Genomic DNA, 14,242 nt, shown 5'->3' with positions numbered 1-14,242 from the left:
CTTTAGAACAACCCAACAGCTTTTCCGTCAGCCCCGACATCCATTTTCAATGCTGCCGGTTGTTTAGGCAATCCAGGCATCGTCATAATGTCGCCAGTCAAACAAACCAAGAAGCCTGCACCAAGTTTCGGGATAATCTCCCGGATCGTGACAGTGAATCCTTCAGGACGGCCAAGCAATTTCGGCTGGTCTGATAAGGAATACTGTGTTTTTGCCATACAGATCGGCAACTCGTCCCAACCGTATTTTTTTAATTCGGCCAGTTGTTTTTGAGCTTGGTCCGTCAATTGAATCGCTGCGCCGCCGTAGACTTTTTGCACAATGGTTTGAAGCTTTTCTTCCACAGAGTCGGTTTCATCATATAATGGAGTAAAGTTTGTCGGACGGTCCAATTCCTGTTTGACCAACTTTGCCAGCTCTAAACCGCCTGCTCCGCCTTGCTCCCATACATTCGTTAAAGCCACTTGAACGCCAGCAGCTGCTGTCCATCCCATAATCTCGCCAATTTCAGCGTCGCTGTCTGTAACAAAGCGGTTTAACGCCACAACCGGTTCAATACCGAATTGACGGATCGTATCTACATGCTTTGCCAAATTGACCATGCCGCGTCTTACCGCTTCCGGATTTTCTTCACCCAATAAACCTTTAGCAATTCCGCCATGCATCTTCAAGGCCCGAACGGTCGCCACAATCACTACGGCATCCGGATGGAATCCGCCTTTGCGCGATTTGATGTGCATGAATTTTTCTGCGCCGAGATCCGCACCAAAGCCGGCTTCCGTCACCACAATATCGGCAAGCTGCCTTGCTGTATTTGTCGCCATTAAAGAATTGCAGCCATGAGCGATGTTTGCAAATGGGCCGCCATGGATAACTGCGGGCGTCCCTTCGATTGTCTGTACGAGGTTCGGTTTAAAAGCTTCTTTTAAAAGCAGCGCAAGGGCACCTTCAACTTCAAGGTCCCGTACGGTGATCGGTTCTTTTCCGTAAGTGTAGCCGATGACCATTCGGGCAAGGCGCTCTTTCAAGTCTTCTATAGAAGTGGCCAAACACAGGACTGCCATGATTTCCGAAGCTACTGTAATATCAAACCCGTCTTGGCGCGGTACTCCTTGTGCAGGTCCGCCAAGTCCGATCGTCACTTGACGGAGCGCCCGGTCATTCATATCGAGAGCCCGTTTCCATGTGATTCTCCTTGGGTCGATTTGCAGCTCATTGCCTTGGTGCAGGTGATTATCAATAAAAGCAGCAAGCGCATTATTAGCAGAAGTGATGGCGTGAATGTCTCCTGTGAAATGCAGGTTGATATCTTCCATCGGCAAGACTTGGGCAAACCCGCCTCCTGTGGCACCGCCTTTTACGCCCATGACCGGGCCAAGAGATGGTTCACGAAGAGCCACAACGACCGATTCCTTCAATTGGCTGAATGCATCTGCAAGCCCTACAGTAACTGTAGACTTGCCTTCTCCTGCAGGTGTCGGACTGATTGCCGTCACCAATACCACTTTTCCGAGTCTTGCAGCTTTCGGCAACGCTTGGACGTCTATTTTCGCTTTGTATTTTCCGTATAACTCAAGCGCATCAGCTGGAATGCCGGCTCTCTCTGCGATTTCCTGTATGGGCAAGATCTTGGCATTTGAAGCAATGGACAAATCCGTATTCGTCATTCATTTCCCCACTTTCAATTTTTCTTTTATTATAACCCGCCCTCTGCAGAAAAGAAAAAGCCGCCTCTTAGAAAAACGAGACGGCTGCCCATAATTAGCGAGTTCAGTTAAAACTTGAAAAATCCGCTTAAAATCAATTCCGGAAAATCCTCTTCAATCACGGCATCTAAACCGTTCTCTTCTAAATGTTCATAGAGTTCCCCGTCTTCAGCAATGCGAATCGCACCGGATTCCGAATAACCTTCTTCATGGAATTTGATAATGTATTTTTTTAAGCCATTCTTTTCGATAACGTAAATGGTGAACGGTTCGTATTTCTTTACATTGCGCAAATTTTGATGGGCGACTACGGAAGCCGCGTCCATTTTTTCTAAATGGTTATAGAGGAACCCTTCCGAACGCTCTTTTTCAGCAGAGATATAATTCATCTTTGAATGATGGCGGTTGATAAATCGCTCGGAAAGATTTTGATGGAAAGAAATCGTCTCCCACTCCACTAAATGCCGATACTTCTCGATAAAACGCTCAGACAGTTTTTGGCTGCGGGTAATGCTGTTCCAATCGACCTTCTCCGGATGGCGGTCAATCAATGACATGGGCAAATCCTGAAACAGCGAGAGCGCTTTCCATGATAAATGGTCTTGGTGCTTTTCGATAAAAGCCGGAGACAAGCCTTTGCCATTATTGACATTCCTCTTCATCGAAATAAGCGCCCAATAATGTTTTTCGCTAAACTCTTCTCCTTCTCTCTCCAAGGTCTTCAATTGGCGATTCGATAAGCCTTCTTGCTCCGCTTGCCACTTGCCTGCTTCGCTGAACTCTTCGATGAACTGCTCAGAAAGTTCCTGTGCTGCCGCAACTTCCTGCCAGTACAAGCGATGGCTGAACTCCCGGATAAAAGCTTCCGAAAGCACTTGCTTAGCCGATACCAAATACCAGTTGACTTGTCCGCTGTTGGCACGGATAAATTCTTCAGACAACGCCTCTTCTTCACAAATGCGGTTCCAGGAAATGGCTCGTTTATCTTGATAAGCTTTCGCTTCCATCAACTCTGTTATGGAGTTAAACATCTTTTCCACTCACTTTCTCAATCTGTTTATGTATGTATTTTATCACGCAGACAGAAGCCCTTTAAACAAAAAACCCGCAGACCGGGAAGTCCGGGATGCGGGGAGAGTTTCAATCAACCATCATTTTTCCTTATCATCCGAATCTGCAGTGCTTCTGCGTTCTTCCGGAAAATCCATGTCATCGCGAGATTCTTGAGCCTGCTCTCTGAATTCCTGCTCCAATTGCTTGTTTTGCAACTCATCTTTATTCTTATCTCTAGCCATGCAATCCCTCCCTAAATTTATGTTATACCCCTTATTCCCTGATAAGAAATTGATAAACGGATAATCATGAAAAATAAAAGAATCGATGCCCGAGCACGATTCTCATTCTCTAACAGCAAAGCCCTATCCCCTAGTAGGCCAGGAAGATAGGGCTTCGTTTTATTTTTTCTTCACAATCGCAACGGTGCAGCGCGAAACACAAATAAGCCGGTCTTGCTCATCGACAATTTTAATGTCCCACACCATGGTCGTCCGCCCCTTGTGAAGCGGTGTACCAATTGCTGTTACAAGACCATCTTGCTTGCCTCTAATATGATTGGCATTGATCTCCAAACCGACCGCATACTCAGTTTCCTGGTCGATCAGGTTCCAAGTGCCGACACTCGCTACTGATTCGGCAAGCACGACAGAAGCGCCTCCATGCAGCTGGCCAAAAGGCTGATGCGTAGCTGCGTGGACCGGCATTGTGGCCACTACCCGATTCTCCTCCATTTCGGTAAATTCAATGCCAAGTACTCCTGCAATGGTCTGTTCTACTGGCTTCATCTTCATCAACTACAACTTCCCTTCTCTTCAATCAAACTCATTTCCTAGAAACGCAAAAGCTTGCATGCTGTCGCTAGGAATTGGAACCGCTCTCTATTTTTTGTTCGCGCAAAAGGAATTTTTGAATTTTCCCGCTGGCATTCCGCGGCAGTTCGTCCACAAAACGATAATGTCTCGGACGCTTAAAGCGTGCCAAGTTTTCATTTTTTATACAAAATTCTTCTAACGCTTCCGCTGTTAAAGAAGGGTCTTTTGAAACGATGAATGCTAGCACCGATTCTCCCCATTTTTCATCCGGCATGCCAAGAACCGCTACATCCATCACCGCTTCGTGTCCATGGAGGACATCTTCAACTTCCGCGGATAGATATTTTCACCGCCGCTGATAATCATATCATCGACACGGTCAGCCACATACAAATAGCCGTCTTCATCCATGAATCCAAGATCGCTTGAGTGATACCAGCCTTTATACAGCGCTTTTTCTGTTGCATCCGGCCGGTTAAAATACCCGACCATCATGGAAGGGCCTTTAACGATGATTTCTCCAACTTCGCCAGGCTTTAAAATGTCATCGGGTTCTGATGGGCCGTTTTCATTTGGCTGGACAATCCGGATTTCATGGTTGTAGGCAGCCCGCCCGGCAGAACCGGCTTTCGTCAGCTGCTCATCTTCTGCAAGAAACGTAATGGCTGGCCCCATTTCAGTTTGGCCATAAGCTTGGATCAAATCGATGCGGAGCACTTCTTTTACTTGTTTGACAAGGACCGGCGCCATCGGAGCTGCGCCGTATAATCCGCATCTCAATGTGTCGACTTTAGAAGCCGCCCCTTCCAATTGCGCCATCATGCTCCACATGGTCGGCACCGCAAACATCACGGTGATGCCTTCTTTTTTAATGATGTCCAATGCAACGGCCGGATGGAATTGATGCATGATGATGCTGGATGCACCTGACTGGACACGTGGAATGATGTTGCAATGCAATTCCGCACAATGGAACATCGGCGCAGCGACCAAACCGATGTCTTTCGGTGTATATTTCAATAATGCGATGCATACCAAACTCTGTTCGGCCATGTCGCGGTGGCGGTGGATCACGCCTTTTGGCCGTCCCGTCGTACCGCTCGTATACATAATGGCGTAAGTGTCCGTTTCCTCAACTTCCACAACCGGTTTTTCCGACGGAGAAGCCTGAGTGACTTCGTTATAATTCTTCGCATAATCAGGCGTTTCTGCATCGATGAACCAGAAGCCGATATTCGGGAAATCCGCTTGGATGGCAGCTACCGGTTCTTTTAAGGCTTCTTCGAATAAAACAATCTTAGGGCTGGCGTCAGTTAAAATGTAAGCAAGTTCTTCAGACTTCAAACGGAAATTAATCGGATTGAATATCGCACCAATTTTGGCGCAAGCAAACATGGCAGTCGGCAGTTCAATATTATTAAAAAGATAGGTTGAAACACGATCCCCTTTTTCGACACCCGCTGCTGTTAAGGCATGGGCTAAGCGGTTTACTTCTTCATCCCACTGAAGGTACGTCCATCGATAGCCTCTTCGCAAATCCACAATCGCTTCTTTGTCCGGTAATTTACTCACTGTCTGATCAAAAATTCTGCCGAGCGTTGCATACATTTCCCCAACCCCTTCGCCTTTTTATGAACAGCTATTCATTTTGTTTCTACCTATAATGATGTCAGATTTATGGAAACAACGCAATAACTTTTCAGAAAATTTAAGCGATTTGTCTTAACTTTTTAAGAATCGGTATAATGGGTAAAGATAAAACAGATTGGAGGCTATAAAAATGAATCCCTTAGAAATTCAATACAACGGCATCGTTTTGCTTTATGGGTATCTTCAGCGTTTATTCGTCTACGGAAAAGTGAAAAGCATGCTCGGGACTGTACCTGAAACGCTTGAAATCGATAGCCTGCCATCATTGCTGGATAAAGCCAGCGAGGTTTTCCAACACTTCGACACAAAAAACGGCTTGTCCAAAGAACAGCAGCAAGAATTGCTGGCCATTCTTGCCACTGTAAAAAAATTAGTGCCGCATACCGTGGAAAAAACGGAAAAGCCTGAGCTCGCTGATCAATTAGCAGCAGCAGGAGCGGCTTTGTATGCGGAAGAGTACATTAATAACGGGATTATTCATCTCGGCATGCTGTTCAATCCGACAATCGCCGATCGTTTTCGCCAGCACATCCCGCATTTCCAAAACCGGGTGAACGGCATCAATAGCTTTGTCGATAAGGCGGCGAACGAGAAAAGCCTAAGCACCGATGAACTGGCTCAATTGGACACCTGGTATGCCGATGTTATGAAGAATGCTGCGAACATCCCCGCTGATTTCCAAAGCATCTATAAATACATCAACACGAAAGTGTAATAAAAGAAAAAGGAGTGATCCCAAGCTAATTCGGGGCCACTCCTTTTCTTCATTTAAAAAACTCGGGCAACTGGCTTGATTTCATTGGAAACTCAGCTGGACGTTTTTCAACGAACGACTGGATGCCTTCGTTGGCATCTGCATTTTGCCCCGCCCAGTGCAGAAATTTCGATTCAATTAAATGGGAAGCTTCCGGATGGTCTTGCCCCAGCATCTTCCAGAGAAGCTGCCGTGTAAAACTATTCGAAGTGGCAGCAGTGTTCTCGACAATCTCGCGTGCAATTTCATAAGCTTTTGCAAGCGGCTCATCTGATTCATATTGAACCAGTCCGCTGCTGACGGCTTCGCCGGTCGGGATGTACCGGCCAGTCAACGTCCATTCCAACGCTTTCCCGATGCCGACAAGCCGCGGCAAGAACCAACCTGAACTGGCTTCCGGGCCGATCCCGCCGTCCGAACACAAAGCCGATTTTCGCATCTTTTTTCACAATCCGGATATCCATCGGCAAAGTCATCGTCATCCCGATGCCGACAGCTGGTCCGTTGATGGCAGCGATGATCGGCTTGTTCACTTCATAGACCTGCAAGCTCACCTGTCCGCCCAGATCCCGGTAATCTTCAGCAGGCTGCTCGGAAGAAAATGTCGAGCCTCCTTCGGATAAATCCATGCCTGCACAAAATGCCCGGCCGCTTCCGGTCACCACAATGACACGGACTGCGTCATCACTGTTTACATTTTTATAAAAATCCAGAAGCTCTTCATTCATTTTTTCCGTATATGCGTTCATTTGATCCGGACGGTTTAACGTGAGCGTTAAAATGCCTTCCTTCAGTTCCGTTTTAATCGTTTCGTACAAGTTTAGCCACTCCTTCCTCATACTCGGCAATCAAGGTTTCAACAATCTCTTTAGTCGTCTCCCGTTTCGTAATGGTAGTTACGCCGTGGCCAGCAGACCAGATATCACGCCACGCTTTTGCATTGACTAAATGCGACAGATCAATCTCCTCTTTCGGCTTCAAGGTTTTCGGATCGATTCCTTGTTTGATCAAGCTCGGGATGAGCACATTCACAGGCACCCCGCTAAACGAATCGGTATACAGGATATCTTCAATCGAAGAGTCAATGACCATCTGCTTGTAATCTTCCGGGGCATTGCTTTCTTCGGCTGCTAAAAAGCGGGTGCCCATGTACGCATAGTCAGCCCCCATCATTTTAGCAGCCGCGACATCCGCCCCGGTCGAAAGAGATCCGGATAAGATAATGGTCCCTTTATAAAAGGCTTTTACTGCAGCAATGAAAGCAAAAGGATTTAACGTTCCCCCGTGGCCGCCAGCCCCTGCACTCACTAGAACCAAGCCATCGACTCCGCTTGCTGCCGCTTTTTTCGCATGCCGGACATTCGCGACATCCGAATAGATTAGTCCCCCATAAGCGTGGACGATTTCAATCACATCAGATGGCGAACCGAGCGACGTAATGACGATGGGCGGCTCATAGCGCCGGATCATTTCCAAATCTTCCTCATAGCGTTTATTCGAACCCCTATGGCAGATGAAATTGACAGCCCACGGCTTATCACCGAGTGCAGTCTTTACTTCTTCCAGCCAAGCGGCGCATTGCTCAATCGGCCGGGCATTCAATAAAGGAAATGACCCGATGACACCTGCATTGCTGGATTCGATGACCATTTTAGGCGTAGAGACGAGAAACATCGGAGAGACGATAACGGGCAATTTAAGCACGTTCAATCACCACCGCAATCCCTTGACCGCCACCAATGCATAGGCTCGCGACCGCATATTTGCCTCCGCGGCGCTTCAGTTCATATGCTGCTGAGAGCAAGACCCGGGTGCCGCTAGCTCCTACCGGGTGCCCAAGTGCAATAGCACCGCCGTGGACGTTCACTTTAGCACGGTCGAGCCCTAATTCTTTTTCTACAGCTAGATACTGCGCAGCGAATGCTTCGTTCACTTCAATGAGGTCAATATCTTCCAACGACAAATTTGCACGTGATAAGGCTTGTTTAATCGCTGGCACCGGTCCGATTCCCATAACCGTCGGATCGACTCCTGCAACTCCCCAAGAAACGATTCGGGCAATCGGTTTCAAACCGTGCTTGTCGACGGCCGCTTGGCCAGCTACTACGACTGACGCCGCGCCGTCATTGATGCCGGATGCATTTCCGGCTGTCACTGTACCATCTTTTTTAAATGAAGGGCGCAGTGTCGAGAGTTTTTCGACGTTGGCGTCCGGTTTGATATGTTCATCTTTATCAATGAGCGCGGTGCCTTTTCTTGTTTTTACTTCAACACCGATAATCTCTTCGCCAAATACGCCATTCGTGGAGGCTTCGGCGGCTTTCCGGTTCGACTCTACGGCATACGCATCTTGCTCTTCGCGTGAAATCGAATACTGCTCAGCCAGTTTCTCTGCTGTCATTCCCATGCCATTGCCGGTGTATTGATCGGTCAACGTGGCGGTCAACATATCTTCGAATTGCATATTGCCCATCTTAGATCCATTGAAACGCTGCTTGAAATTCGAGTAAGGCGACATCGACATATTTTCTGCACCGCCCGCTAGCACTAGATCCGCTTCTCCAAGCAAAATATGCTGCGCCGCTGAAACAACAGCCTGCGCCCCCGAACCGCAAAGGCGGTTTAATGTAAGAGCCGGCACTTCTTTCGGCACTCCTGCTTTCAACCCAATATGCCTTGCTAAATAGGCCGCGTTCAAACTGGAATGAATGACGTTTCCATAAATGACATGGTCGATATCTTCCGCTTTGACGTTCGAACGTTTTAACGCTTCAATCGCAGTTGCTGTTCCAAGTTCCGTTGCTTCCACATTGGCAAAAGATCCGCCAAATGCTGTAAATGCCGTTCTCGCTCCATCCACTAAATACACATTCTCCATTTCATTATTCCCCTTTCGAATTTCCTGTTTTTACAAAATGATTTTGTTCCTGTTCCACCCGATTCTTCCATAAACTCTGCCTCTAACTGCACTTTTTCTTTCTCTAATTAGGCAACTCACTAGTGGTTCATTTCTTCTTTTGAACAAACAGGTTTTCCCTTATTAAAAAAGGCTCTTTGTAAGGGCTTTCATTTTAATGCAATTAATCGGGGCTTCAACACTATAAACCAGTTATATTGTCAGAAAATTCTTACCTTAAAATAAATCTTATCTTCTTTCATTTTGAAATGCAACGGATTTTTACCTTTTCGTTTAATTTTCAAACGATTGTTCAAATAAGTATATGGATTCGTCTAATGCGTATTTGTAATTGAGAAACTGGTGAGATTTTTTCAATTCCGTTCAATTGAAATAGTGTTAATTCTATTTTATTTATAATCATTATTATTAAGGTTTGATTTTAATTTAAAAAATGTTATTATTGGTTTTGTAGTGTTTTACATAATAATGAGAATGAGGTGTTCGAAACATGAGTACAGATAAAAGAACTCTAACGACTAGCTGGGGAGCTCCAGTTGGCGACAACCAGAACTCACAGACAGCTGGCCAACGCGGACCAGTATTGCTTCAAGATGTTCATCTTCTTGAAAAATTAGCGCATTTTAACCGTGAACGTGTACCTGAGCGTGTAGTTCATGCTAAAGGCGCCGGCGCTCACGGATACTTTGAAGTAACTCAAGATGTTACAAAATATACGAAAGCTGCTTTTCTTTCTGAAGTCGGCAAACGTACAGATATGTTCGCACGTTTCTCTACAGTAGCTGGAGAACTTGGATCTGCTGATACCGTTCGCGACCCACGCGGCTTCGCTTTGAAATTCTATACAGAAGAAGGAAACTACGATCTAGTCGGAAACAACACGCCGATCTTCTTTATCCAAGATGCGATCAAATTCCCTGACTTCATCCATACACAAAAACGCGATCCACGCACACACTTGAAAAACCCTAACGCTGTGTGGGACTTCTGGTCGTTATCTCCAGAATCGTTGCACCAAGTAACTTACTTGATGGGTGACCGCGGGATCCCTGCAACACTTCGCCATATGCACGGTTTCGGAAGCCATACATTCAAATGGACAAACGCTGAAGGCGTATCCCACTGGGTGAAATACCACTTCCTGACTGAACAAGGCATCAAAAACATCACACAAGAAGTAGCAGATAAAATTGCCGGTGAAAACCCAGACTTCCACACAGAAGATCTGTTCAACGCAATCGAAGAAGGCGACTTCCCAGCTTGGAAAATGTACGTTCAAATCATGCCATTGGAAGATGCGAACACGTACCGCTTCGACCCATTCGATGTAACGAAAACTTGGTCCCATAAAGACTACCCGTTAATCGAAGTTGGACGCATGGTGCTTAACCGCAACCCGGAAAACTATTTTGCTGAAGTTGAGCAAGCAACATTCTCACCTGGCACATTGGTTCCTGGTATTGACGTATCACCGGACAAAATGCTGCAAGGCCGTTTGTTCGCATACCACGATGCACACCGTTACCGCGTAGGCGCTAACCATCAAATGCTTCCGATCAATGCTGCGAAAAACCAAGTAAACAACTACCAGCGCGACGGCCAAATGAACTTTGGCAACAACGGCGGCGGTTCAGTTTATTACGAGCCAAACAGCTACGGCGGACCAACTGAAACAGCAGCTGCGAAACCAGCTCCGCTTGAAGTTAACGGCATGACTGATTCTGTTCCTTACTTCCAGGAAGACCATTACACACAGCCGGGCGACTTATACCGCCTGCAAACTCCGGAAGAGCAAGAACGCCTTGTTGCTACTTTCGTTGGCGGCTTGAGCGCAGTCGACAAAGAAGATATCAAACTTCGCCAAATCGGCCACTTGTACAAAGCGGATCCTGAATTTGGAACACGTGTTGCAGAAGGTCTTGGACTTCCAGTTCCAGGTCTTACTGAAACAAACTAAAACCTATTTTACGGCCATCCTTTTTAAAGGGTGGCTGCTTTTTTTTGGACTTTTTGCAACTTGCTCGTATTTCTCGGAGAGTCGCTCGTATCCGTTCGAAAGTCGCTCGTAAATCAAAAAACAGGAAAGCTGCCTGATCGGCTGCTCTCCTGCTTTCCTTATTTTTCCCCTAGTATACTTTCTGCAATTTCTTCGGCTAAATCTTTGCCATTCTGAATGCACGCGCCAATGCCGACACCATAAAAAGAAGCACCAGCAAGCTTTACATTCGGCACAAGTTTCGCCATTTTATCTTCTAAAGCAGAGACAGCTGTTTTATGCTGCATCGTGTAATTCGGCATTAAGTTCTTCCAGCCAGTCACTTCGACTGACACAGGCTTTGCATCAATCCCTAAACTTTTCTGAATATCCGACAAAGCCACTTCAGTCAATTCTGTTTCTGTTAAGTCCTTCAACTGGGCATAGGAAGGGTTCGAACTTTTATAAAACAGGCGAACAAGTAAATTGTCTTTTCGTGAAGTATGCGCCCATTTCCGGCTCGTCCATGTGCAAGCATTGCACAGAAGATCACTTTTCTGGGAGACGATAAATCCGGTGCCGTCCGCCGGAAGATCCGCATCAGGCAAATCAAATCCAAGATAAATACTAACGAGTGAAGAAGTTAGAAGTTGATCAAACTCCTCGTCTAATTCCGGAAGGTTCAACATTTTTTGGGCTGCCCGGTGAGGCGTTGCAAGCACAACATAATCAGCGTTTATCGTTTCGCCATTGCTGGTTTTGATTTCATAGCCGGCTTGTGTTTTTTCCACTTTCTCCGTCTGAACACCTTTCACGATTGCTGCATCTTCAAGCGTTTCTTCTAAACGGTCGGTCAATACAGACATCCCTTCGTCAAACGAGATGAATTTCTTATTCGCCGTTCCTTTGAAATGGGCAGCATTCGCTTCGAATCCTTTGATGATGCTGCCATACTTATTCTTGTAATCGACTAAATACGGCAAAGTCGTCGCCAATGTCAATTCGTATAGATTCCCGGAGTAAACGCCGGATAAAACCGGTGCGATCTGGTTTTCGACCAGTTCTTTTCCAAGAAAAGCTTCCAAAAATTCACCAATGGAACTGTTTTTCGTAAAAGTTTCATTGACTGTTTCAAAATCCTTAAGGGCTTCTCGCTTCCCTTCCTCTGAAACAAGCGTAGAACTGAATAACGCTTCTTTGTTCATCGGAATCCCAAATACAGAATCTGCTGGAATGGCATGCAATTGATTATTTGCATACAAATAAGAAATGCCGGTTCCATTATAGACGACGCGTTCTTGCAGGCCCAAGTCTTCAATAAGCGGCATGACGCTTGCATGGCGTGCTACGATTGAATCCGCTCCAGTTTCCATGATGAATTCCTCATCCTTGGCCGTTTTGATTTTCCCGCCAAGCAACTCATCTTTTTCAATCAATACAAGATTCAAATCCAGGTTTTGCTGCTGTTTTACCTTTTGCAAATAATGCATAGCGGAGAGCCCGGTAATGCCTCCACCGATGATTGCAGCCGTTTTCATGGTTCATCCACTCCTTGTGACTCCATTTTATCAATAAATATCCTTTTCGGCAGAAGAGAGTTTGACAGTTTTACTACGCTTTGATTTTCTTTTTAGATTGCGTTTCATCAAAAGTTTTGGTTTGATAAAGAAAGGGACTTTACCACATGAAGAGGAGAATGAAGATGATGAATGCTATTGACCAGAATATCATAGAACGGCGCACCATTAAAAAATTCAAATCCGACCCAATCGATATAGAGGAAATCATCGAGTTGTTAAACGTTGCCAAATGGGCTCCGAACCATACAGTGAACGAACCGTGGCGCTTCCAGCTTTACGCTGGCGAAGGCAAAGAAAAATTCGTCCAAGCTTTCATCGATGCTATGCCAAAAGAAGATGGGGTCACACCGCAAAAAGTTTTGAATAAAGCGAAGTACTTTCGCGAAATTCCGTTGCATCTGGTAGTGATCATGCCGGAAGATCCTCGCCAAAGACGCTGGGATGAAGATTACGGCGCTATTTCTTCCTTATTGCAAAACTTCCAATTAGCAGCCTGGGCGCGCGGCATTGGAATGATTTGGCGCTCAAATGACTGGATTTACAATCCGATTTTCCGCCATTCCATTGGTGTTCAGCCAGGAGAGAAAATCGTCGCTACGATGATGATCGGCTATCCGCAGCATGTTCCTGAAAAACGCGAACGCACTGATATCCGTGAAAAACTAACCATTATTTCCGAATAAAAAACTCGTCTCTTCGGCCGGAATCCGGCGTCTGAGACGAGTTTTTTATTTTACTCCCAAGTTTTGTTGAAATACTCCCGACTTTCCCTGAAATACTCCCAACTCTCCCCAAAGTCGAAATTTCTTCTTTTATTCCAAACTGGTCATCGCTCCGACTGCTCCTGAAAACTCACCGTTTTCCAAAAATAACGGTGTAGAGCCGCGAAGAATCGTATAGCTTTTTACCACTTCTTTTAATAAGGGATTGTGGATGAATGAAGATCCAATATAGATGACCAACGAACTGTCGCATTGACGGGCCGCTTGTACGCTGACCGTACTGACGGTTTCGCCGACAAGCCCGATCACTGTAGCCAGTAATTCTTCTTTCGTCAATTCATCCGAGATGGAAAAAAGATTGTTTCCGAAGTTGCTGGCTGTCAATTCACCGGAAATCGGCGGTTCTTTTCCTTCATATATATGTTTTACTTTTAAATCGATCCGCTCACGGGAACCGTTGCTTGCAAGTCTGACGATTTCTTCGTAGTCAGTGACCCCTGTCAATAAATGGCTCAAGCCGAGTAAAGTGCCGCCGCCAACTCCTGTTCCCCCTAAGCGTTCTTCGCTATCGTTTTGAATGCAATGAATGGAAGTCCCTGTCCCTACATTTGTGACAAGATACGTCGTTTCACTGCGCCCCATTCTGCCCAACAGAAATTGGACACCGCGACGAGTGGCTTCGAATTCAACGATTTCCTTTGCTTCTTTCGTCAAAAGTGAACGCAGCACGCCTGATTTTCCGCCAGTCAGGCAAATTTCACAATCGCCTAGGCTGTTCACCCAAGCTGCCACTTCTTCTATATCTGCTATCGGCGATTTCTTGAATTGCAGTTGATCATTCTCGGAGTACACGATTTTAATCAGCGTACCTCCCGCGTCTATTCCGATAATCATTTCGCACCTGCTCTTTCTGAATACCAGCTGTCATTAATTGCATACGATGAAATTCTACCATAATCTTTTAAGATTTGGTGCAGTTTTCCACCAGAGGAAAGTCATGCGCAATAACAACCAGCAGGGAAAGAAGGATAACTTCTCCCCTTCCATCATTTTTCTCCGCAAAAAAGCCG

At 46.0% G+C, this 14,242-nt stretch carries 13 protein-coding genes and 1 pseudogene; 3 read left to right on the top strand and 11 right to left on the bottom strand.

The annotated features are described in order from the left end of the window. Positions 1 to 2: 2 nt before the first annotated feature. The 5 genes and pseudogenes from L0M13_RS01370 to L0M13_RS01350 all read right to left on the bottom strand — a co-directional run bounded on the left by L0M13_RS01370 (position 3) and on the right by L0M13_RS01350 (position 5,182). Positions 3 to 1,667, bottom strand: coding sequence for a formate--tetrahydrofolate ligase (locus tag L0M13_RS01370; RefSeq protein WP_235197975.1), 1,665 nt, complete (start codon positions 1,665 to 1,667; stop codon positions 3 to 5). 107 nt (positions 1,668 to 1,774) lie between these two features. Beyond that, a complete protein-coding gene (locus L0M13_RS01365) occupies positions 1,775 to 2,737 on the bottom strand; it encodes a hypothetical protein (protein ID WP_235197974.1) in 963 nt (320 codons plus the stop codon). Positions 2,738 to 2,857: 120 nt separating this feature from the next. After that, entirely contained in the window at positions 2,858 to 3,001 is a 144-nt protein-coding gene (locus tag L0M13_RS01360; RefSeq protein WP_235197973.1) for a hypothetical protein, read from the bottom strand. Between the two features lie 159 nt (positions 3,002 to 3,160). Next, positions 3,161 to 3,553 (bottom strand): hotdog fold thioesterase, encoded by a 393-nt coding sequence (locus tag L0M13_RS01355; protein WP_235197972.1) that lies wholly within the window; start codon positions 3,551 to 3,553, stop codon positions 3,161 to 3,163. A 67-nt stretch (positions 3,554 to 3,620) separates the two neighbouring features. Then, positions 3,621 to 5,182, bottom strand: a pseudogene (locus L0M13_RS01350) (fatty acid--CoA ligase). Positions 5,183 to 5,354: 172 nt separating this feature from the next. Between L0M13_RS01350 and L0M13_RS01345 the strand changes: the two are divergent. Then, positions 5,355 to 5,939, top strand: coding sequence for a hypothetical protein (locus L0M13_RS01345; RefSeq protein ID WP_235197971.1), 585 nt, complete (start codon positions 5,355 to 5,357; stop codon positions 5,937 to 5,939). A 49-nt stretch (positions 5,940 to 5,988) separates the two neighbouring features. On the opposite strand, the gene L0M13_RS18285 is transcribed toward L0M13_RS01345, so the two are convergent. Genes L0M13_RS18285 through L0M13_RS01330 form a run of 4 tightly spaced genes read right to left on the bottom strand, consistent with a single transcriptional unit; the run spans position 5,989 to position 8,856 of the window. Beyond that, positions 5,989 to 6,354: an enoyl-CoA hydratase-related protein gene (locus L0M13_RS18285; RefSeq protein ID WP_260107717.1), complete on the bottom strand. Its 366-nt coding sequence runs from the start codon at positions 6,352 to 6,354 to the stop codon at positions 5,989 to 5,991. Continuing rightward, positions 6,254 to 6,796 carry an enoyl-CoA hydratase-related protein gene (locus L0M13_RS18280; RefSeq protein ID WP_260107716.1) on the bottom strand — a complete coding sequence of 181 codons (543 nt, stop codon included), beginning with the start codon at positions 6,794 to 6,796 and terminating at the stop codon, positions 6,254 to 6,256. The genes L0M13_RS18285 and L0M13_RS18280 overlap by 101 nt, the downstream gene beginning before the upstream one ends. Further along, entirely contained in the window at positions 6,780 to 7,682 is a 903-nt protein-coding gene (locus L0M13_RS01335; RefSeq protein WP_235197970.1) for an NAD(P)H-dependent flavin oxidoreductase, read from the bottom strand. The genes L0M13_RS18280 and L0M13_RS01335 overlap by 17 nt, the downstream gene beginning before the upstream one ends. Then, on the bottom strand, positions 7,675 to 8,856 hold the full coding sequence (locus L0M13_RS01330; protein ID WP_235197969.1) for an acetyl-CoA C-acetyltransferase: 1,182 nt from the start codon (positions 8,854 to 8,856) through the stop codon (positions 7,675 to 7,677). The genes L0M13_RS01335 and L0M13_RS01330 overlap by 8 nt, the downstream gene beginning before the upstream one ends. 529 nt (positions 8,857 to 9,385) lie before the next feature. On the opposite strand from L0M13_RS01330, the gene katA reads away from it, so the two are divergent. Then, on the top strand, positions 9,386 to 10,852 hold the full coding sequence (gene katA, locus L0M13_RS01325; RefSeq protein WP_235197968.1) for a catalase KatA: 1,467 nt from the start codon (positions 9,386 to 9,388) through the stop codon (positions 10,850 to 10,852). A gap of 158 nt (positions 10,853 to 11,010) precedes the next feature. Here katA and L0M13_RS01320 read toward each other — a convergent pair whose 3' ends face one another. After that, complete coding sequence (locus L0M13_RS01320) at positions 11,011 to 12,408, bottom strand: protoporphyrinogen oxidase (RefSeq protein ID WP_235197967.1); 1,398 nt, start codon at positions 12,406 to 12,408, stop codon at positions 11,011 to 11,013. 167 nt (positions 12,409 to 12,575) lie between these two features. On the opposite strand from L0M13_RS01320, the gene L0M13_RS01315 reads away from it, so the two are divergent. After that, the gene (locus tag L0M13_RS01315; protein ID WP_235199240.1) at positions 12,576 to 13,133 is read left to right on the top strand and encodes a nitroreductase family protein; all 558 of its coding nucleotides are present in this window, start codon (positions 12,576 to 12,578) and stop codon (positions 13,131 to 13,133) included. 129 nt (positions 13,134 to 13,262) lie between these two features. Here the strand turns inward: L0M13_RS01315 and coaW are convergent, their stop codons facing one another. Further along, positions 13,263 to 14,066, bottom strand: a complete 804-nt coding sequence (gene coaW, locus L0M13_RS01310) for a type II pantothenate kinase (protein WP_235197966.1) — start codon at positions 14,064 to 14,066, stop codon at positions 13,263 to 13,265. Between the last annotated feature and the right edge of the window lie 176 nt (positions 14,067 to 14,242).

The organism is Planococcus sp. 107-1 (assembly GCF_021513255.1).
Lineage (GTDB): Bacteria > Bacillota > Bacilli > Bacillales_A > Planococcaceae > Planococcus.
Note: the sequence above shows the minus strand (reverse complement) of the source record. Positions and strands in the feature narration are given on the sequence as shown.